Annotated in this window: 25 protein-coding genes and 2 tRNA genes; 17 read left to right on the forward strand and 10 right to left on the reverse strand. The window is 64.9% G+C overall.

The features are described 5' to 3' along the window. Positions 1–8: 8 nt before the first annotated feature. The 4 genes from yidD to SH584_RS00085 form a co-directional block, all read right to left on the reverse strand. On the reverse strand, positions 9–221 hold the full coding sequence (yidD, locus tag SH584_RS00070; RefSeq protein ID WP_322840796.1) for a membrane protein insertion efficiency factor YidD: 213 nt from the start codon (positions 219–221) through the stop codon (positions 9–11). Then, the gene (rnpA, locus tag SH584_RS00075) at positions 218–541 is read right to left on the reverse strand and encodes a ribonuclease P protein component (protein WP_324809569.1); all 324 of its coding nucleotides are present in this window, start codon (positions 539–541) and stop codon (positions 218–220) included. Before rnpA ends, yidD begins: the two co-directional genes overlap by 4 nt. Next, positions 541–675, reverse strand: coding sequence for a 50S ribosomal protein L34 (gene rpmH / locus SH584_RS00080; protein WP_166412229.1), 135 nt, complete (start codon positions 673–675; stop codon positions 541–543). Before rpmH ends, rnpA begins: the two co-directional genes overlap by 1 nt. Positions 676–759: 84 nt before the next feature. Beyond that, entirely contained in the window at positions 760–1191 is a 432-nt protein-coding gene (locus SH584_RS00085; protein ID WP_324807590.1) for a hypothetical protein, read from the reverse strand. Positions 1192–1304: 113 nt separating this feature from the next. Here SH584_RS00085 and SH584_RS00090 point away from each other — a divergent pair, with 113 nt between their 5' ends. From SH584_RS00090 to SH584_RS00110, 5 genes are all read left to right on the forward strand, one after another. After that, positions 1305–2813, forward strand: coding sequence for a YifB family Mg chelatase-like AAA ATPase (locus SH584_RS00090; RefSeq protein ID WP_324807592.1), 1509 nt, complete (start codon positions 1305–1307; stop codon positions 2811–2813). A gap of 53 nt (positions 2814–2866) precedes the next feature. Next, a complete protein-coding gene (locus SH584_RS00095; RefSeq protein ID WP_324807594.1) occupies positions 2867–3361 on the forward strand; it encodes a DUF805 domain-containing protein in 495 nt (164 codons plus the stop codon). A 49-nt stretch (positions 3362–3410) separates the two neighbouring features. Further along, a tRNA-Leu gene (locus SH584_RS00100) sits at positions 3411–3494 on the forward strand. A 76-nt stretch (positions 3495–3570) separates the two neighbouring features. Next, the gene (locus SH584_RS00105; protein ID WP_324807596.1) at positions 3571–4728 is read left to right on the forward strand and encodes an AI-2E family transporter; all 1158 of its coding nucleotides are present in this window, start codon (positions 3571–3573) and stop codon (positions 4726–4728) included. A gap of 51 nt (positions 4729–4779) precedes the next feature. Further along, positions 4780–4856 (forward strand) — tRNA-Asp (locus SH584_RS00110). 46 nt (positions 4857–4902) lie between these two features. On the opposite strand, the gene SH584_RS00115 is transcribed toward SH584_RS00110, so the two are convergent. From SH584_RS00115 to SH584_RS00135, 5 genes are all read right to left on the reverse strand, one after another. Beyond that, positions 4903–5970: a cell wall hydrolase gene (locus SH584_RS00115; RefSeq protein WP_324807598.1), complete on the reverse strand. Its 1068-nt coding sequence runs from the start codon at positions 5968–5970 to the stop codon at positions 4903–4905. Between the two features lie 64 nt (positions 5971–6034). Continuing rightward, positions 6035–6250 (reverse strand): DUF2842 domain-containing protein, encoded by a 216-nt coding sequence (locus SH584_RS00120; protein WP_324807600.1) that lies wholly within the window; start codon positions 6248–6250, stop codon positions 6035–6037. Next, positions 6247–6795 carry a 5-formyltetrahydrofolate cyclo-ligase gene (locus SH584_RS00125; RefSeq protein WP_324807602.1) on the reverse strand — a complete coding sequence of 183 codons (549 nt, stop codon included), beginning with the start codon at positions 6793–6795 and terminating at the stop codon, positions 6247–6249. The genes SH584_RS00120 and SH584_RS00125 overlap by 4 nt, the downstream gene beginning before the upstream one ends. A gap of 191 nt (positions 6796–6986) precedes the next feature. Continuing rightward, a complete protein-coding gene (locus tag SH584_RS00130) occupies positions 6987–7301 on the reverse strand; it encodes a cell division protein ZapA (RefSeq protein WP_322840788.1) in 315 nt (104 codons plus the stop codon). Then, entirely contained in the window at positions 7301–7474 is a 174-nt protein-coding gene (locus tag SH584_RS00135; protein WP_322840787.1) for a hypothetical protein, read from the reverse strand. The genes SH584_RS00130 and SH584_RS00135 overlap by 1 nt, the downstream gene beginning before the upstream one ends. Positions 7475–7605: 131 nt before the next feature. Between SH584_RS00135 and tkt the strand changes: the two genes are divergently transcribed. From tkt to SH584_RS00155, 4 genes are all read left to right on the forward strand, one after another. Continuing rightward, positions 7606–9579, forward strand: a complete 1974-nt coding sequence (gene tkt, locus SH584_RS00140) for a transketolase (protein WP_324807605.1) — start codon at positions 7606–7608, stop codon at positions 9577–9579. Continuing rightward, positions 9576–10583, forward strand: a complete 1008-nt coding sequence (gap, locus tag SH584_RS00145) for a type I glyceraldehyde-3-phosphate dehydrogenase (RefSeq protein WP_324807606.1) — start codon at positions 9576–9578, stop codon at positions 10581–10583. The genes tkt and gap overlap by 4 nt, the downstream gene beginning before the upstream one ends. Further along, on the forward strand, positions 10583–11785 hold the full coding sequence (locus SH584_RS00150) for a phosphoglycerate kinase (RefSeq protein WP_324807607.1): 1203 nt from the start codon (positions 10583–10585) through the stop codon (positions 11783–11785). The genes gap and SH584_RS00150 overlap by 1 nt, the downstream gene beginning before the upstream one ends. A 72-nt stretch (positions 11786–11857) precedes the next feature. After that, entirely contained in the window at positions 11858–12769 is a 912-nt protein-coding gene (locus tag SH584_RS00155) for a fructose bisphosphate aldolase (protein WP_324807609.1), read from the forward strand. Between the two features lie 3 nt (positions 12770–12772). Here the strand turns inward: SH584_RS00155 and SH584_RS00160 are convergent, their stop codons facing one another. After that, positions 12773–13135, reverse strand: coding sequence for a hypothetical protein (locus SH584_RS00160; protein WP_324807611.1), 363 nt, complete (start codon positions 13133–13135; stop codon positions 12773–12775). A gap of 35 nt (positions 13136–13170) precedes the next feature. On the opposite strand from SH584_RS00160, the gene thiE reads away from it, so the two are divergent. The 8 genes from thiE to SH584_RS00200 all read left to right on the forward strand — a co-directional run bounded on the left by thiE (position 13171) and on the right by SH584_RS00200 (position 19101). Continuing rightward, positions 13171–13845 carry a thiamine phosphate synthase gene (thiE, locus tag SH584_RS00165; RefSeq protein ID WP_324807613.1) on the forward strand — a complete coding sequence of 225 codons (675 nt, stop codon included), beginning with the start codon at positions 13171–13173 and terminating at the stop codon, positions 13843–13845. A 78-nt stretch (positions 13846–13923) separates the two neighbouring features. Beyond that, the gene (locus SH584_RS00170; protein ID WP_324807614.1) at positions 13924–15087 is read left to right on the forward strand and encodes a L,D-transpeptidase family protein; all 1164 of its coding nucleotides are present in this window, start codon (positions 13924–13926) and stop codon (positions 15085–15087) included. 10 nt (positions 15088–15097) lie between these two features. Then, a complete protein-coding gene (locus tag SH584_RS00175; protein ID WP_324807616.1) occupies positions 15098–15736 on the forward strand; it encodes a M23 family metallopeptidase in 639 nt (212 codons plus the stop codon). A gap of 82 nt (positions 15737–15818) precedes the next feature. Beyond that, on the forward strand, positions 15819–16382 hold the full coding sequence (efp, locus tag SH584_RS00180) for an elongation factor P (protein ID WP_322840778.1): 564 nt from the start codon (positions 15819–15821) through the stop codon (positions 16380–16382). Beyond that, positions 16382–17194: an inositol monophosphatase family protein gene (locus SH584_RS00185; RefSeq protein WP_322840777.1), complete on the forward strand. Its 813-nt coding sequence runs from the start codon at positions 16382–16384 to the stop codon at positions 17192–17194. The genes efp and SH584_RS00185 overlap by 1 nt, the downstream gene beginning before the upstream one ends. 175 nt (positions 17195–17369) lie before the next feature. Further along, positions 17370–17702, forward strand: a complete 333-nt coding sequence (locus tag SH584_RS00190) for an NADH-quinone oxidoreductase subunit A (protein WP_324809570.1) — start codon at positions 17370–17372, stop codon at positions 17700–17702. After that, complete coding sequence (locus SH584_RS00195; RefSeq protein ID WP_324807619.1) at positions 17693–18235, forward strand: NuoB/complex I 20 kDa subunit family protein; 543 nt, start codon at positions 17693–17695, stop codon at positions 18233–18235. Before SH584_RS00190 ends, SH584_RS00195 begins: the two co-directional genes overlap by 10 nt. Then, positions 18232–19101 (forward strand): NADH-quinone oxidoreductase subunit C, encoded by an 870-nt coding sequence (locus tag SH584_RS00200; protein WP_416385135.1) that lies wholly within the window; start codon positions 18232–18234, stop codon positions 19099–19101. The genes SH584_RS00195 and SH584_RS00200 overlap by 4 nt, the downstream gene beginning before the upstream one ends. Positions 19102–19112 lie beyond the last annotated feature (11 nt).

Consider the following 19112-nt stretch of genomic DNA (forward strand, 5'->3'; position numbering starts at 1 on the left):
TTGTCGTGTCACGGGACCGGATCGGGCCCTTGCCCGCCCCAGGGATGGCAGCGCATGATTCGTTTGAGGGCCATCCAGCCCCCTTTCGCGGCGCCATAGCGCCGAAGAGCGGTGATCGCATAGGCCGAACAACTCGGCTGGAACCGGCAGGACGGCGGCAGGACCTTGCTTGGTCCTAGCTGCCACCCGCGCGCAACAAGAATGAGGGCGCGGGCAATCATCGGGAGAGCTTCGCAAGAGCGCGGCGGAGGTCTTCGGCCAGCGTCTGGAAGTCGCGTTCGATCCCGCCGGCCCGGCCGATCAGGACATGGTCGGCGCCGGCGAGCGCATGATCGGGAAAAATCGCGCGGGCGAGTTCGCGGAAGCGCCGCTTCATCCGGTTGCGGACGACGGCGTTGCCAATTTTTTTGGTCACGGTGTAGCCGACGCGGACCGTCGCATCGTCATCGCCGCGCGGGCGGACTAGCAGGACGAAACCGGGCATGGGAGCACGCTTGCCGCGATTGGCGGCGAGGAAATCCGAACGCCGGGTAAGCGTGATTAGGCGCTGAGCTTCTTGCGGCCGCGAGCGCGGCGGGCGTTCAGCACCTTGCGGCCGCCGACAGTCGCCATCCGGTGACGGAAGCCGTGACGCCGTGCGCGGACGAGGTTGCTCGGCTGGAAAGTGCGCTTCATCGCTCATGCCTTCGTAGATCTAATGAAAAGGGCCGCCGAAGCGGCCTCTGTTGCGGGCGCCGATACGGGGGCGTGTGGGCAAAGTCAATGGATTCGATCCGCCGGGCGCTCGGGATCGCCGGGCATTTCCGGTGGTGCGGCGGGCGGCGAGGGGAGGTGCGCGCCGACACCTGAGCCGTCGCTTGCCTCGTCGAGCGGCGGCAGGCCCTCTGCTTCACGCTCCTTGCGGATTTCCTCGCGGCGCTTTGCGCTTTCGCGGCGCAGGCCCCAGTCGGCCCATCGACCCGCCTTCGGCTGCCAGCGTTTGAAATGAACGTAGCGCCGCTTGGCCCACATGCTGGTCTTCAGCACCATCGCCAGGCCGATCGCAAAGACAAAGATGCCGCCCGGACCGGGGATGACGCCAGCCAAAGGCGATAGCAGGATGAGCACCACGCCGACGACGAAGATGCTCCATTCGACGGCAGGGTGATCGATGAACGCCTGCCACTGGTCGCGCGAAATCATCGCCGCCATGTGGGTCGTTTCGTTGGCGGCGACAAGGGGAGTTGCGTCGCGATGCAGGGCCGCTAGGCTGGACGAGCCGAGCCAGGGGGAATGTTGCGTCGAATGATTGAAGGCGGCCGCTGATGGTCGCGACCGTGGCGACCGTCGCCTATCTCGGTCTCGAAGCCCGTGCGGTCGAAGTGCAGGTCCAGCTGTCGAGCGGACTGCCGCGTTTCACCATTGTTGGATTGCCCGACAAGGCTGTTGCGGAAAGCCGCGAACGGGTCCGCGCTGCGCTGTCGGCGATCGGATTGGCCCTGCCGCCCAAGGTCATTACCATCAACCTGTCGCCGGCCGACCTGCCGAAGGAAGGGTCGCACTTCGACTTGCCGATCGCACTTGGGCTGCTGGCGGCAATCGGGGCCGTCGATGCGGAAAGCCTGTCGCACTATGTCGCGGTCGGAGAAATGGGTCTCGATGGACGGATTGCCGCTTCACCAGGCGTGCTGCTGGCGGCGCTGCATGCGAGTTCTCGAAGCATGGGTCTGATCTGCCCCGCGGCGCAGGGCGGCGAAGCCTCGTGGGCGGGGCAGGTCGAAGTGCTGGCCGCCCCGGACCTTCTCGCGCTGATGTCGCACTTCAAGGGGACCCAGTTGCTGCGGCCACCCGAACCGGGCGAAGCGGAGGCGCCGGTGGCTGGCCCCGACCTTCGGCAGGTGAAGGGTCAGGAAGTCGCGAAGCGCGCGCTCGAGATCGCGGCGGCCGGCGGGCATAATCTGCTAATGAGCGGGCCACCGGGCGCGGGGAAATCCCTGCTGGCGTCGTGCCTGCCGGGGATCCTGCTCCCGTTGGAGCCGGCCGAAGCACTTCAAGTGTCGATGGTGGCCAGCGTGGCGGGGGAGTTGGAAGGGGGGCGGCTAAAGCGGCGGCGGCCGTTCCGCAGTTCGCATCACTCGGCATCGATGCCTGCGCTCGTCGGTGGCGGGCTGAAGGTCCGCCCGGGAGAAATCAGCCTCGCGCATCTCGGCGTGCTGTTCCTCGACGAATTGCCGGAGTTCCAGCGTGGGGTTCTCGATTCGCTTCGACAACCGATTGAAACCGGCAAAGTGAGCGTTGCGCGGGCGAACATGCACGTGACATTTCCCGCGCGTGTGCAGTTGATCGCGGCGATGAACCCGTGTCGCTGCGGGCACCTCGGCGATCCGGCGCTGGCTTGTGCGCGGGCGCCGCGATGCGCGGCCGACTATCAAGCGCGGGTGTCGGGTCCGTTGCTCGACCGAATCGATCTTCACGTTGACGTACAAGGAGTCAGCGCGGCCGACTTGACCCTGCCACCGCCCGCTGAGGGAAGTGACCAAGTCGCAGGCAGGGTCGCCGCGGCGCGCCAGGTCCAGTCGCGGCGCTTCAACGGGTCTGGCGTGCGAACGAACGCCGAGGCCGACGGCGAACTGCTCGATTCGATCGCGACGCCCGACGAGCCGGGACGCAAGCTTCTCGCCGATGCGGCGGCGGCGATGCGGTTGTCGGCACGGGGTTTTCACCGCGTGCTGCGCGTGTCGCGGACGATTGCCGACCTCGCCGGGGCCGAACAGGTCGGGCGCATCCACGTCGCCGAAGCGCTCAGCTACCGTCGCCAAGCCCCGCGCAACTAGGACTGGCGTTCGCGATCACACAGGATAAGTTCACACCAATTGTCAGGGGGAAAATGGAAATGTCACCAATCGACTGGGCCACCCGGCCGCTTAAGAAATACGCCACCTTCTCGGGTCGAGCACCGCGCGCCGAATATTGGTGGTTCTACCTTCTCTCGATCATTCTTTACCTCGTGGCGACGGTCATCGACTCCTTGCTCGGCCTCTCGATCATCGGACCGTACGGACCGGTCACGTTGCTCGTCGCCGTGGGACTGCTCATTCCCTACCTCGCCGCGACGGTTCGCAGATTGCACGACCGCGACCACACCGGTTGGTGGGTGCTGGTCCCGTTCCTGCCTTATGCCATCGTCATCGCCCTCGTAGGCCAGGCCGGCGGAGACCTGACGTCGAGCACCAGCGTCGGGGCAGTCGGCATTCTCACCCTCGTCGCCGGGATCGCGGGTATCGCCCTGTTCATCTTTCTCGTCCTGCCGGGCACCAAGGGACCGAACCGCTACGGCGAAGATCCTTACGGTCACGACGTGACGGAGCGCCCACTCGTTTGATTGCTTGTCGCTTGCCCGGCAATTTGTCCGTGCTAAAGGCGACGGAAGTGCCCCTGTGGCGGAATGGTAGACGCGCTCGACTCAAAATCGAGTTCTTCACGGAGTGTCCGTTCGAGTCGGACCAGGGGCACCATTCCCATGACCATAATAAGCGTGGCGGTAGCCATAGGGTCGCTAGCGCCCGTTAAACGGACTGCTAATGTCCGCGAATGGACAGCCATCTTCGTCACTCTCCTGATTCGCACGAGCATGAGATGGAGACGCTCGATCTCAAGCGGGTAAGGCTGCTGGCCTCGCTGACGCTGATCGGCGGCATTGGGCTGATCCTGGCTTTTCCGTTCGCGTTGCGTGCCGGAGCAGAGTTTTTCCTTCCGGTGACCGCGGCGCTGGTGATCGCGATCGCGCTGGTTCCCATGCTCGAATGGTTCGAGCGGCGCGGCCTAAAGTCTGGGTTGGCCGCCGTCCTGTGCGTGCTAATCTTTCTGGCCATCGCCATCTTCGCCTTGGCGGCGATCGTAATCCCGGCGATCGACTGGGTCGTGCTGATCCCGCAGCGGATCGACCGCGTGACGCAAGCGCTGGCGCCCTTGCTCGACCTCTATTCCAACCTCGAGAAATTCGTCGATTCGACTGCCGCCCGGATTTCGATCGAGGCGGACAATGCGCGCACCGTCAGGGTCGAAACTCCCAACTCGATGCTGGGCATCATCACCGCGTCGGCGCCGCACGCCGCGGTGCAGCTATTTTTCGCGCTGCTGGTGATTTTCTTCTTCCTCGCCGGCTGGACCGGCATGCGCAAGCGCACGATCGTCAGCCGGGGCAGCTTCGAAGGCGCGCTGACGACGGCACGAGTCATCCAGCAGGTCGTCGATGCGACCTCGACCTACATCGGCACGATCACCGTCATCAACGTCACGCTGGGCGCGCTCACGGCGCTGATCCTGTGGATGCTCGGCATGGATTCGCCGATCATGTGGGGCGGCATCGTCGCGGTGCTCAACTACATCCCCTACCTCGGCCCGATCGCGGCCTCGCTTCTGCTAGCCTTCGGCGGGCTGATGACCTTTGCCGACCCGTGGGCGGCGCTGCTGCCACCGGCCATCTTCGTTGCGCTTCACATGATCGAGGCGAACGTCATCACGCCGATGATCGTCGGCAAGCGACTGACCATCAATCCGCTCGCGATCCTCGTCTCTCTGTCGTTCTGGGCGTGGGTCTGGGGAACAACCGGCGCGCTGCTGGCCGTGCCGCTGCTGATCATCTTCAAGACGATCTTCGCGGCCGCCGGCGTTCCCGACATCGCTGGCTTCCTGTTCGAGGACGGGACGCTCACCCATGTCGGCGAAGATGAAGAAAAAGAGGATTAGTCTTGTTGACAGGCAATAGGGCCTGACCTAGTTGCCCGCCACACCGCATCAGCGGGTGTAGCTCAGTTGGTTAGAGCGCCGGCCTGTCACGCCGGAGGTCGCGGGTTCGAGCCCCGTCACTCGCGCCATTTTCGCCTTGTGGAAATGGAACGCCGGCGTTTCCGCCGATCCCGATCATTGAGTGGGTTTTGGGCTTTCGGGAGCCTTGCCGAATGCCTGTTGCGGCGCGGCCTGCGGGGCGCTTCCACCGTCGAGCGCATAGCGCAGATTGTCCGACGCCGCGCTACGATCGACGTATGGTGTGACCTTGACCTTTTCGACGGCTTCGCGCGCCTGCGGCGTGAACAGGACGCGGACGCGCCCGCCTTCCTTGGTCACCTTGGCGCCATTGGCCTCCAGCTTCGTGACTTCGGTCGCTTCGGCGGTCAGGATCGCCGACGGAGCGGTCTCGGGGACGCTCAGCGCCGCCATGCGAAGCGCGGCCGGATTGGCCTCACTCGTCGACCAGCGCTGCGTAAACGCCGCGGGACGACCCCAATTGCCCGCCCAGCGGTAGAAGAGGTGCGCGCCCTCGACGCGGGTCTTCGTCAGGCTGGAGGCCCAATACGGAACGACATAATTGGCGTGATAATGGGTGGCGTTGCCGACGGGGGCGTAAACCTCTCCCGATAGCGCCGCCGCGGCGACGCGGCGGGCGCGATCCCACAAAGCCGGGACGGGGCGGCGCGCCATCGATCCGTCGCAAGTGAAGGTAAACTGGCAACCGGTCTGACGGGTCGAACCTTCGTAGACGACGCCGCACACGCTGTTGGGGAAGGCGGGGTGCCGGACGCGATTGAGGACGACCTGCGCGACGCCGCGCTGCCCCTCGGTACTTTCCTGCCCTGCCTCGTAATAGATGGCGCTGGTCAGGCATTCGGTAGCACGAGCGCGCGCCTCTGCGCTGCCGTTGCCAAACACGAATGGCTGGGCAGGAGGAACGGGGCCGCTGATCAGCGGAATCTGGGCATTCACCGCGACCGCGGTTTCCGGCGACAGCGCGCGGATATCGGTCAGAAGCGGTTTCGGCGGCGCGACTTCGTCGACGGAGGGACCGATTTTCAACTCCGGAAGCGTCGGGGTGGCGCCGACTGCGCCCGCGACGGCGAGCATTCCAGCGACGGTCAGCAGTCCAAGCGCCGCCGTTTCACGCGGATGCGTTCGCCATGGCCGCGTGGGCTGGAAGGGAAGGGTCGGGGTCATCAGGCTGAAGCGAAGAAGTGGGTCGCCGATACCCGATTTTCAACGAATCGTCGATGAACGGCCCTTATTGGCCTGTGAACCGCCCGGTCTCGATCCACCGCAGCAACGGCTTTAGCGGTGCGATCCATGCTATTCCTGCGACGAGATAGAAGAGGGCCTGCAACAGGACGGGCCACTCCCCGATCGTGCCCGAGAAGCTGGCGATGACTCCCATCCAGGCGCCGATATAGGCAAGGATCAGGAAGATTCCTGCGGGCTTGCGCCATGACGGCTCGTTCATCGAAACATCTCCAGTCCGTCGGGCGAGGCGAAGCCGTCGAGCGGCACGTCCCAAGGGTCGCGGGCAAAAGCGAAGTCGAGGCGCTGTAATGCCCAGCCAAGACCGATCAATCGCGCGCCTCGCTCACGAAGGCCGGGAAGGACTCGGTCGTAGTGACCGCCTCCCTGGCCGATCCGATAGCCCGCCGGATCGGTCGCGACCAGCGGGATGAGAATGACCGCCGGGTGGAGTTCGGGTCGCTCGACCGCCGGCTGCGGGATGCCGTGCGGACCTTGGTCGGTGGCAGGTCCTTCGCGGAAGACGAAGCTGCTGATTCCGGCGTCGAAGGTTGGCAGGGCGTGGCGTGCAGCGCGGTCAAGGATGAGGGCAGGGTCGATCTCTCCGCCGATGGCGTGATAGCCCCCGACCGCCGAAGCGCCGGCCAGCAGCGGCGAAAGATTATCCGCCAGGCGACGCTCAAGCTCGTCGCGCTGTTCTGCGGACAGCGACGCCACGAACTTCCTGCGCGCGGCGCGGACCGCGCGACGTAGCTCGGCCTTGGTCATGGAGGGGGCAAGTGACGGGACCACCTTGGCCGTTTGCCGGAAATCCTCTGACGCCACAAACGTCAGGTGGGCACCGTGTGCGTCGGACCCCATCGTACCCGATGTAGTCCGGGCAGGGACAGCTCCCTTGGATCGGAAATCGCCTCAGGGATGTTCAAAGCTCGTACGAGGCAGAACCCGTCTTTGCCTATCTAGGCGTTGCGGTCGGCTTCCTCAAGAGTGTCGGCAATCGATTCGAGCCGCTCTGCGATACGATCGGTTCGCTCGACGAGGGCGGGGTCGAGGGCCTTGGGCAATTCGACTTCGCGCCCGTCTACGATTTGGTCGGCGAGAAGCAAGGCCGCAAACAACAGCTGCCGCGATTCGCTCAGTGCTCCGAGGCCTGCAAGCGCCTCCCGGCTCTTGGCGTCGACCAGTGCGCCGGCGGCGCGGAGATTGTCTTCCTCGCCGTCGCGGCACGCGACGCGGTAGGGACGACCGGCGATGGTGAGTTCGACTTCGGCCATTACTCGGCACTTTCACGCAAAAGCGTGTCGAGGTCGGCGAGCGCGCGCGAAACCTTGCCGCGAAGGGCGTCGTCCTTGCCGCGGTGCATGGCTCCGCGCTGGACCGAGCGTTCGATCCGGAGCAAGGCGCGTTCGGCTCGATCGAGCGCCTGTTCTAGCGGTGCGGTGTCCATCCGCCGTGGACTAGGCAGATTGATTGCGTGCCGCAAGGCGGAGGCGAGGTTGACGATGTGCGACCGAGCGACAATAGGCACCAACTTATCGACCCGCCGAGTCCGGCGGGCCGGTATCCCATGGAGAATGCATGCCGACGCAACGCCGACTCGCTAACGCCATCCGCGCTCTTGCGATGGATGCGGTCGAGGCTGCCAATTCGGGCCACCCGGGAATGCCGATGGGAATGGCCGATGCCGCGACCGCGCTGTTCACCCGTCACCTTAAATATGATCCGGCCGATCCGCATTGGCCCGACCGCGACCGCTTCGTGCTGTCCGCGGGTCATGGATCGATGCTCATCTACGCGCTGCTCCACCTGACCGGCTACGCCCGGCCGACGATGGATGACATCCGCAATTTCCGCCAGCTGACCAGCCCGTGCGCTGGCCACCCCGAGAATTTCCTTCTCGACGGCGTTGAGGCGACCACCGGGCCGCTTGGCCAGGGACTGGCGATGGCGGTCGGAATGGCGATCGCGGAGCGGCACCTGAACGCAGTCTACGGCGACGATCTGGTCGATCATCGCACCTTCGTGATCGCCGGCGACGGCTGCCTGATGGAAGGCGTCAATCACGAAGCCGCAGGCCTTGCCGGCCATCTGAAGCTCGGCCGCCTGATCGTGCTTTGGGACGACAACCGCATTACCATCGACGGATCGACCGACCTCAGCCGCAACGAAGACGTCATGGCCCGCCATGCGGCGATGGGCTGGCACACCGTCGAGTGCGACGGCATGGACAGCGCGAAGGTGTCGAAGGCGATCGACGAGGCGACCGCGGACATGCGACCCTCGCTGATCCGCTGCAAAACGATCATCGGCTACGGCGCGCCCAACAAGCAGGGCACGTCGGCGACGCACGGTTCGCCGATTGGCAAGGACGAGGTCGAGGCCGCCCGCAAGGAACTGGGCTGGGCGTCGGAGCCGTTCGCGATCCCCGACGACGTCGCCAAGGGCTGGCGCGATGTCGGCGCTCGCGGTGGCAAGCTGCGCGCCGACTGGACCAAGCGCCTCGAGGCGAGCGGCAAGGCGCAGGAATTCACTGACCGGATGAAGGGCAAGGTCAGCGACGAGTGGCTGAAGCCTTATCTCGACACGCTCATCTCCAATCCACCCAAGGTCGCGACGCGCAAGTCGTCGGAAATGGCGCTCGAGGCGATTAACGAGGTGGTCCCCGCCACGATCGGGGGTTCGGCCGACCTGACCGGGTCGAACAATACCAAAACAAAGGCGATGCTGCCGCTGGATTCGTCCAACTATGGCGGGCGATACATCTATTACGGGATCCGCGAATTCGGCATGGCCGCGGCGATGAACGGAATGGCGCTTCATGGCGGTGTCGTGCCCTACGGCGGCACCTTCCTCGTCTTCTCGGATTACAGCCGACCCGCGATCCGCCTCGGCGCGTTGCAGACTGCCAAGACGATTCACGTGATGACCCACGATTCGATCGGGCTCGGCGAGGATGGTCCGACCCACCAGCCGGTCGAGCATCTGCAATCGCTTCGCGCGATCCCGGGCCTGACCGTGTATCGGCCCGCCGACGCGGTCGAGACCGCCGAATGCTGGGCTGCGGCGCTGGCCGATGACGGGCCGAGCCTGCTTGCCCTGTCGCGGCAGAATCTGCGCCCGGTCCGGACCGAGGCCGCGCCGCAGAATTTGTCGGCGCTCGGCGGATACACGCTGCGCAAGGCTATGGCGGCGCGCCGCGTCATCCTGATCGCGACGGGCTCGGAAATCGAGATCGCGCTCGACGTCGCCGACAAGCTCGAAGACGCTGGCGTGGGCGCCGACGTCGTTTCGCTGCCTTCGTGGGAGAAGTTCCTGGCGCAGCCCCGCGAGTACCGCGATTCGGTGCTTCCCGACGTGAAGCCGGAGGAAATCCTGCGCGTCTCAATCGAGGCGGGCACGACCTTCGGCTGGGAGGCGCTGACGATGGTCGACGGCCTCCGCTTCGGGCTCGATCGCTTTGGCGCCTCGGCACCCGCGCCCGATCTCTACCGACATTTCGGCCTGACCGCCGATGCGATTACCCCCCAAATCCTGGAGACGATCAAGCAATGACCAAAGTCGCCATCAACGGGTTCGGCCGGATCGGCCGCCTTGTCGCTCGTGCCATCCTGGAGCGCGACGACCATGACCTCGAACTGGTCGCGATCAACGATCTGGCCGACGCCAAGGCGAACGCGATGCTGTTCAAGCGCGACAGCGTCCATGGTCCGTTCCCGGGCGAGGTGAGCGCCGAGGGCGACACGATGATCGTCAACGGCAAGCGCATCAAGGTCACCGCCGAGCGCGATCCCGCCAAGCTTCCGCACCGGGAACTCGGCGTCGATATCGCGCTGGAATGCACCGGTTTCTTCGCTGATCGCGATGGTGGGCAGAAGCACCTCGATGCGGGCGCCAAGCGCGTGCTGATCTCCGCTCCGGCGAAGGGCGCCGACCTGACCGTCGTCTACGGTGTCAACCACGACAAGCTGACCGCCGACCACACGATCGTGTCGAACGCCAGCTGCACCACCAACTGCCTGGCGCCGGTCGCGAAGGTGCTGAACGACTTGGTCGGCATCGAGCGCGGGTTGATGACCACGATCCACGCCTACACCAACGATCAGAAGATCCTCGACCAGATCCACAGCGATCCGCGCCGTGCGCGCGCCGCGGCGATGTCGCTGATCCCGACCACCACCGGCGCTGCCCGCGCGGTCGGGGAAGTGCTTCCCGAACTGAAGGGCAAGCTCGACGGATCGTCGGTCCGCGTCCCTACCCCGAACGTCAGCCTGGTCGACCTGACCTTCACCCCGGGCCGCGACACGAGCGTCGAGGAGATCAACGGCGCGCTGAAGGCTGCGAGCGAGAGCGGTCCGCTCAAGGGCGTGCTCAACTTCACCGACGAACCTTTGGTATCGATCGACTTCAATCACAATCCGTCGAGCTCGACGATCGACAGCCTCGAAACTGCGGTCATCGAAGGCAAGCTGGTCCGCGTCGTCAGCTGGTACGATAACGAATGGGGCTTCTCGAACCGGATGATCGACACCGCCGGGGTGATCGCGAAGCTGATCTAATGGCCGGCTTCAAGACGCTCGACGACCTGCCCGCCGACCTTGCTGGCAAGCGAGTGCTGGTGCGGGTCGACCTTAACGTGCCGATGGACGGGGCGTCGGTGTCCGACGACACCCGTCTTCGCGCGCTGATGCCGACGGTGCTCGAATTGTCGGACCGCAAGGCGATTGTCCTGCTGCTGTCGCACTTCGGGCGACCGAAGGGCGAGAACCGCCCCGACATGTCGACCGCGCAACTGGTCAAGCCGCTGGCCGACCTGACCGGTCGATCCGTTCGGTTTATCGAGGACTGCCAAGGACCCGAAGCCGCGCGTGCGCTGACGACGATGCTGCCGGGGAACATCGGCATCATGGAAAATACGCGCTTTCATGCGGGCGAAGAGAAGAACGAACTCGCCCTCGCCAGAGGCATGGCGGCGCTTGGCGACTATTACGTCAACGACGCCTTTTCCGCTGCGCATCGCGCGCACGCCTCGACCGAAGGCGTGGCGCACTTGCTGCCGTCGTTCGCAGGACGAGCGATGGAGGCCGAACTGAGCGCGCTGCAGAAGGCACTTGGCGATTCCGAGCGGCCGGTCGCAGCGGTGGTCGGCGGCGCCAAGGTGTCGAGCAAGCTCGCCGTGCTCGGCCATTTGGTCGACCAGGTCGATCACCTCATAATCGGCGGTGGGATGGCCAACACCTTCCTCGCCGCGCGTGGGGTCAGCGTCGGCAAGTCGCTGGCCGAGCATGATCTGGTCGGAGAAGCCGAGGCGATCTTCAACCGCGCCGACGAGGCGGGCTGCACGATCCACCTTCCGTACGACGTCGTCGTCGCGAAGGAATTCGCCGCCAATCCGCCAAGCGTTCGAACCTGCAACGTCCATGAGGTCGCCGACGACGAGATGATCCTCGACGTTGGGCCGGCGGCGGTCGAGGCGCTGGGAGACGCGATCAAGAATTGCCGGACGCTGGTGTGGAACGGCCCGCTTGGCGCGTTCGAGACGCCGCCGTTCGATGCAGCGACGGTCGCGCTGGCACGGATCGCGGCGGCGCTGACTAAAGACGGTGGGCTGATATCGGTCGCGGGTGGCGGCGATACCGTCGCCGCCCTCAACCACGCCGGCGTCGCGGCGGACTTCAGCTTTGTCTCGACGGCGGGCGGTGCCTTCCTCGAATGGATGGAAGGGCGCGTGTTGCCGGGGGTCGCGGCACTTTCCCGCTAGTCGGTTGCAAGTGTGGGGGGCGCCCGATAGAGGCCTTCGCATACGTATGCACTGACAATGACAGGGGAATTCATGACCGTGACCGCCGACGCCCGCCGCCACCACGACGCCATGCGCGAGCAGATCGCGAAGGGGCAGGGCTTCATCGCGGCGCTCGACCAGAGCGGCGGTTCGACCCCGGGCGCTCTCAAGGGTTACGGCATCGAAGCCGACGGCTGGGCAAGCGACGACGAGATGTTCGGCCTGATCCATGCGATGCGTGAGCGGATCATCACCTCGCCCTGCTTCAACGGCGAAAAGGTCATCGGCGCGATCCTGTTCGAACGCACGATGGACGGCGAGGCGGGCGGAAAGCCAGTCCCCGACGTTCTGTGGGAGCGCGGGGTGGTGCCGTTCCTGAAGGTGGATAAGGGCCTTGAGGACGAGGCCGACGGCGTCAAGCTGATGAAACCGATCGACGGGCTTGGCGACCTGCTCGACCGTGCGGCCGAGAAGGGCGTCTTCGGAACGAAGATGCGATCGGTGATCGAGCGTGCCTCGCCGACCGGAATTGCGGCCGTCGTCGCTCAGCAGTTCGAGGTCGCCAAGACGATTATCGACCACGGCCTGATGCCGATCATCGAGCCCGAAGTGTCGATCAAGAGCGAAGATCGCGAAACTAGCGACCAGATCCTTCGCGACGAAATCCTTAAGCACCTCGATACGCTTCCCGATGACCGCCAGGTCATGCTGAAGCTGACCATCCCGGCGGTGGCGGGCACGTTCGATCCGCTGGTCGACCATCCGCGCGTCCTTCGCGTGGTTGCCTTGTCGGGCGGGTTCAGCCGTGAGGAAGCTTGCGCAAAGCTTGCCCAGAACCGCGGCATGATCGCCAGTTTCAGCCGCGCGCTGCTGTCCGATCTTCGCCATCAGATGAGCGACGAGGAATTCGACAAGTCGCTCGGTCTGGCCATCGACGACATTCACGCCGCATCGGTGGCGTAAGGCCTATCGCTGGAAGGCGAAGGTGAAGCGGTAGGCGACGGGGTCGTTGGGCACGTCGGCCTGCTTGCCCGGTTGTCCGGACACCAGCGTCAGTGTTCCGCCGGTCACTGGCGTCGCCACGCCCAGTGTCATGTCGTGGGTCGTTCGGCGACCTGCCGCCTCGACCTCGGCGCGAACAATAAGGCGCCCGGCCCACACGCACAGCGCGTTGATCGGACAGCGACTGTCTTCGATGACCGCCAGCGGCCGAACTCGAAGCAGACCCGCCTGTGCAGTCTGACCAAGCCCTGCCGTCGGCGAGGCGGCGGTCGGCATGGTGGCGCATGCGGTTAGCGCGAAGGCGGATAGGCTGAGTAGCAGTTTCATTGGACGCATCATCCCCATCGGCTAATGCACGCGCCATGAACGATGACGATTACCTGGACGAAGTCGACCTGTCCGCCTTTCCGGCTCCCGATCGACGCGAGCCGAGCGAACTGTACCTGATCAGCCCGCAGGATGTCGGTGGCGCCTTTCCGGATCGACTGAAGGCCGCCTTTGCCGGCGGTCCGGTGGCGGCGTTTCAGCTTCGCGTGAAGGACAGCGATCCGCACGAACTGGCGCGCTTGGCCGAGCCGCTACAGCGTATTTGCGCTGATCACGACTGCGCCTTTATCGTCAACGACAGTGTCTCGCTCGCCAAGCGGCTTGGCGCGGATGGCGTTCATCTGGGGCAGAAGGACGGCGACGTCCGCGACGCCCGCGCCGAACTGGGGCCGTCGATTCAGATCGGCGTGACCTGCCATGACAGCCGTCACCTGGCGATGGAAGCAGGCGAGGCAGGGGCCGACTACGTTGCCTTCGGTGCCTTCTATCCAACCACGACCAAGCCGACCGAGCATCGCCCTGATCCGCGACTGCTAAGCTGGTGGGGGACATTGTTCGAGATTCCGTCGGTCGCGATCGGGGGGATTACGCCGGATAATGCTGCGCCGCTGGTTGCGGCTGGGGCCGACTTCATCGCCACGTGCGGGGCGGTCTGGAATGGCGATCCGACGAATGTGGTCCGCCGTTTTCACGAGGTCCTGCGCCGCTAACTATAAGCTTGGATCGTTACGGCGACCCAATCGTTCGACCGCAAACCCGCTCGTAGTGTCGGGCTTGTGGAGAAAAACATGCTTCGCTTTTATTTGGCCGCTTCGGTCCTCGCGCTTTCGCTTGGTGCCTGCACCGTTTCCGACGGCAATGACGAGAATAGCGCGGCTCCTGTCGCCGAAACCGCTGAGGCCGGGTCGTCGGTCGATGCGATGGGCTCGAACGACAATGCGACCGCCGCTCCCGCCGCCGAAGACAAGGCTCGCCCGCTGATGCAGGCGCAGGTCGTGCTCGACCGGCTTGGCTTCACGCCGGGCGTCGTCGACGGAAAGATGGGCCTTTCGACCGTCAACGCGATCAAGGGCTTCCAGGAATCGCGCGACATGGAGATCACCGGCAAGCTCGACGCGCCCACGCAGCAGGCGCTGGCCGAGTGGCAGCGCATTCCCGCCACCCGTGTTGTGACGATCACTCCCGAATTCGCGAATGACCAGTACATTCAGATCCCGGAGGACCGTAAGGAACAGGCGAAGCTTCCCAAGATGGGCTATGCCTCGCTGGCCGAGAAGCTGGCCGAGCGTTTCCACACGACCGAAGCCGTCCTCGCCGAGCTGAATCCGCAGATGCTGGCCGGCGGTCAGCCCCAGCCGGTCGATCCGACCGCGACGGAAAATGCTTCGGCTCCTGCTCCAGCTCCGGCAATCGCCTACGCAGCGGGTATGGAAATCCGGGTGCCAAATATCGGCGCCGACCGCTTCGACGCCGCTTCGGTGAAGGATGCGAACTGGTCCAACACGCTGCGCATGCTGGGCGTCGGCACCGCGCAGCCGACCGCCGCGAAGATCGTCGTCGACAAGTCGGACGAGGTGCTTCGCGTGCTCGATGCGAACGGCAAGCTGCTTGCGCAGTTCACCGCCACCATGGGGTCGAAGGAATATCCGCTTCCGCTCGGCACATGGAAAATCCAGGGCACGGCCTACAATCCGCCTTGGCAGTACAACCCGGCCCTGCTGTCGAATGCCGACAAGTCGGATCCCAAGCTCGAAATCCCCGCCGGTCCGAACAATCCGATTGGCATCGTGTGGATGGACTTGTCGAAAGAGCATTATGGGATTCATGGGACCGATAGCCCGGATCGCATCGGCCGCGCCGAATCGAACGGGTGCATTCGTCTGACCAACTGGGATGCGGCCCGGCTCGCCCAGATGATCAAGCCGGGCATCGAGGCGGTCTTCCAAGCCTGAGGGAGCAGCAATGACGGCCTTTTTTCGTCGATTGGGATGGGTCGTCGTTCTTGGCGTGCTGCTCGTCGCGGCGATCGTCTTCTACGTCGGCATTACCGGAAGCGGGATGACTGGCGAGGTCACGGCGGTGCGCGACCGCAGGGTCGTCAATCCTGCCGGCGATGCACCGGCGACCGTCATCCCCGGCGTGACGGTCGGTCCGGCCGGACTGGCCGTCCCCGTTGCTGGCGTAAAACCGCGCGAGTTGATCGACACCTTCAATCAGGCAAGGGCAGGCGGCGCTCGCGTCCACGATGCAATCGACATCATGGCTGCGGAGGGGACGCCAGTCGTCGCCGCCGCTTCCGGTACCGTCGAAAAACTCTACTATTCACAAGGGGGCGGGGGCATCAGCGCCTATGTCCGGTCAGAAGACGGGCGCTGGAACTACTATTACGCGCACCTCAGCGCCTATGCGCCTGGACTCCGGGAAGGTCGGCGCATCTTCCGCGGTTCACCGATCGGCTATGTCGGGCATACCGGCAACGCGTCCCCGGACGGACCGCACCTGCATTTCGCGATCAACCAGATGGCCCCGAGCGAGAAGTGGCACCAGGGATCGCCGATCAATCCCTATCCGCTGCTTGCCGGAAACCGCCCGGCACGCTAGGGCGCGCGTCTTATTTCGACGGCTGTCGGCGACGGCGACCGTCCGGCTCATTCAACCTGTTCAAGCATATAGGCGATCACCCATGAAGATCAGCGGCGTCGACATTCGTCCCGGAAACATCATCGAATATGAAGGCGGCATCTGGCGCGCGGTGAAGATCCAGCACACGCAGCCCGGCAAGGGCGGCGCCTATATGCAGGTCGAGCTCAAGAACCTGATCGATGGCCGCAAGAACAACGTCCGCTTCCGCAGCGCGGAGACGGTCGAGCGCGTTCGCCTCGACACCAAGGATTTTCAGTTCCTGTTCGCCGACGGCGACATGCTGACCTTCATGGACAAGGACACCTACGAGCAGATCAGCCTGCCCAGCGACCTGCTCGGCGACGCGTCGGCGTTCCTCCAGGACGGCATGGACGTCGTCATGGAGCTTTACGACGAGCGCCCGATCAGCGTTCAGCTGCCCGACACGATCGAAGCGACGATCGTCGAGGCCGACGCGGTCGTGAAGGGGCAGACCGCCAGCTCCAGCTACAAGCCCGCCGTGCTCGACAATGGCGTGCGCGTGATGGTCCCGCCGCACATTGGCGCCGGCACCAAGATCGTCGTCGACGTCTACGAGCGCACCTATGTGAAGCGTGCCGACTGATGGTTTCGCATTCCGGTCTGATCACGGTGATGCAGCGGGCGGCGCGTAAGGCGGCGCCGCGGCTTCGTCGTGACTATAATGAAGTCGAACAACTTCAGGTCTCGCGCAAGGGGCCGGCCGACTTCGTGTCGAATGCCGACAAGCGCGCCGAGGCGACGCTGATCGACGAACTCCGCTACGCTCGGCCCGACTGGGCGATCCTGACCGAAGAGTCGGGCGAGCTTGAGGGTGACCCCGACAAGCCACGCTGGATTATCGACCCGATCGACGGAACCACCAACTTCCTCCACGGCGTGCCGCACTTCGCAATCTCGATCGCGGTCGAGGATCGCCGCGCCGATGGCCGGACCGAGATCAGCCACGGACTCGTCTATCAGCCGCTGACCGACGAAAGCTTCTGGGCGGAAAAGGGCCGCGGAGCGTGGCTCAACGAGCGGCGCCTTCGCGTTTCGGCGCGCCGGGAAATGACCGAGGCGCTAATCGGCACCGGAATGCCGCACTTCGGACGCGGCAACGTCGCGCGCTGGTCGCGGATCTTCGGTGCCATCGCTCCCGACGTGTGCGGGGTCCGCCGCAATGGCGCCGCCAGCCTCGACCTTGCATGGGTCGCGGCGGGTCGGTTCGACGGTTTCTGGGAAGACGACTTGGACGTGTGGGACACCGCGGCGGGCGTCCTGCTGGTGAAGGAAGCCGGCGGTTTTGTCAGTGATTATCGCGGACAGGATCGCATGTTCGAGCGGCGTGAATATCTCGCGGCGAATGGCGAGCTTCACACGAGACTCCACAAGCTATTGGCAAACTCACTCCGCTAGCCTGCAGGGACGGGCCGTCGTTCGGGCGGCTCGCTTTCTTGCGAGTCATTCTCACTGCTCGGATGCTTGCCCGCGCGGGGGCGGCGTCCTAGAGAGCCCGCGAACCTGTCACCCCCCGGGAGTCCCCGTCTTGGCCAGTGTTGCCGCCGGATATCTGCCGATCCTGTTGTTCCTGATGGTCGCGTTGGCGCTGTCGGGTGCTTTCGTCGTGCTGCCGATGATCGTCAGCCGCCTGACCGGCACGCATCAGCCGAACCCCGAAAAGCTCAGTGAATATGAGTGCGGCTTCCCCGCGTTCGAAGATAGCCGTGCGCAATTCGACGTTCGTTTCTACCTTGTCGCAATCCTGTTCATCGTGTTCGACCTTGAAGCGGCGTTCCTGTTTCCGTGGGCTGTCAGCCTGGTCGGCACCGGCTGGGCCGGTTGGGGTGCGATGATGATCTTCCTCGCCGAGCTGAGCCTTGGCCTTGCCTATGCGTGGAAGAAGGGAGCGCTCGAATGGGAGTAGCATTGAACCCCACGCCGCCGGTCGACCTGTCGCCCGAAGAGCAGGCGAAGTTCGAGGCAATGCGCGCTGAGCTCGACGAGAAGGGCTTCATCGTCGCGAGCCTTGACGATCTCGTCACCTGGGCGCGGACCGGCAGCCTGTGGTGGATGACCTTTGGCCTCGCGTGCTGCGCGGTCGAGATGATCCACGTCAACATGCCGCGCTACGACCTCGAGCGCTTCGGCGTCGCGCCGCGCGCCAGCCCGCGTCAGAGCGACGTGATGATCGTCGCGGGAACGCTGTGCAACAAGATGGCCCCGGCGCTGCGTAAGGTCTACGACCAGATGTCGGAGCCGAAGTACGTCATCTCGATGGGCAGCTGCGCCAATGGCGGCGGGTATTATCACTACAGTTATAGCGTCGTTCGCGGTTGCGACCGGATCGTGCCGGTCGACATCTATGTTCCGGGCTGCCCGCCGACAGCGGAGGCGCTCCTGTACGGGATCATGCAATTGCAGCGGAAGATCCGCCGCGAAGGGACGATCGACCGGTGAGCGGGCATCTTCCCCGGATCAAGGAGCGCGTCGGCTTCGCTGAGACGTTCGCGAGCGCTCTCGGCGCTTCGTGCCTGTCGAGCACCGACCATGTCGGTGAGCTGACGATCACGGTCGCACGCGATGCGATCGTCGAGGCGTGCCGCATCGCACGCGACCAGTTCGGCTATCAGCAGCTGATGGAGATCGCGGGCGCGGACTATCCCAGCCGGGCGGAGCGGTTTGAGGTCAATTACCACCTGCTCTCGATGACCGAGAACCACCGTCTGCGTTTGAAGGTGACGACCGACGAACAGCTGCCGGTGCCAAGCGTGACCAGTCTCTGGCCGGTTGCGGGCTGGCTCGAGCGCGAGGTGTTCGACCTTTACGGTGTCGCCTTCTCCGGTAATCCCGATCTTCGCCGGATTCTCACCGACTATGGTTTCGAGGGGCATCCGCTCCGCAAGGACTTTCCGCAAACGGGCTATGTCGAGCTTCGCTATTCCGAAGCCGAGAAACGCGTGGTGTACGAGCCGGTCAGCCTGCCGCAGGACTTCCGCAGCTTCGATTTCCTGATGCCCTGGGAGGGCGCCGAATATCGCCTGCCGGGCGACGAAAAGGCCGAGGGTCAGACCGCCGCCGCTCCGTCGCCGGCCGCCGCGCCGACCGGCCCGACCAAGGTCGATGCGAAAGCCGGGCCGGGCGATCCCAAGGTAACCGAGAAGACCGCCGACACTGGCGCCGGCGCTCCGGCCAATGCCGAGGCCAAGAAGGCGGCGCGCAAGCCCGCTGCGGCCAAAGCGGCATCGGCGGGCGGCAAGGCGTCCGCTACCGACGAACCCAAGCCCGCGACACGCAAGCCGCGCGCGAAGAAGGACGACGCATGACGACCAAGGTC

Source organism: Sphingomonas sp. LY29 (genome assembly GCF_035593985.1).
In the GTDB taxonomy this organism is placed as follows: Bacteria; Pseudomonadota; Alphaproteobacteria; order Sphingomonadales; family Sphingomonadaceae; genus Sphingomicrobium.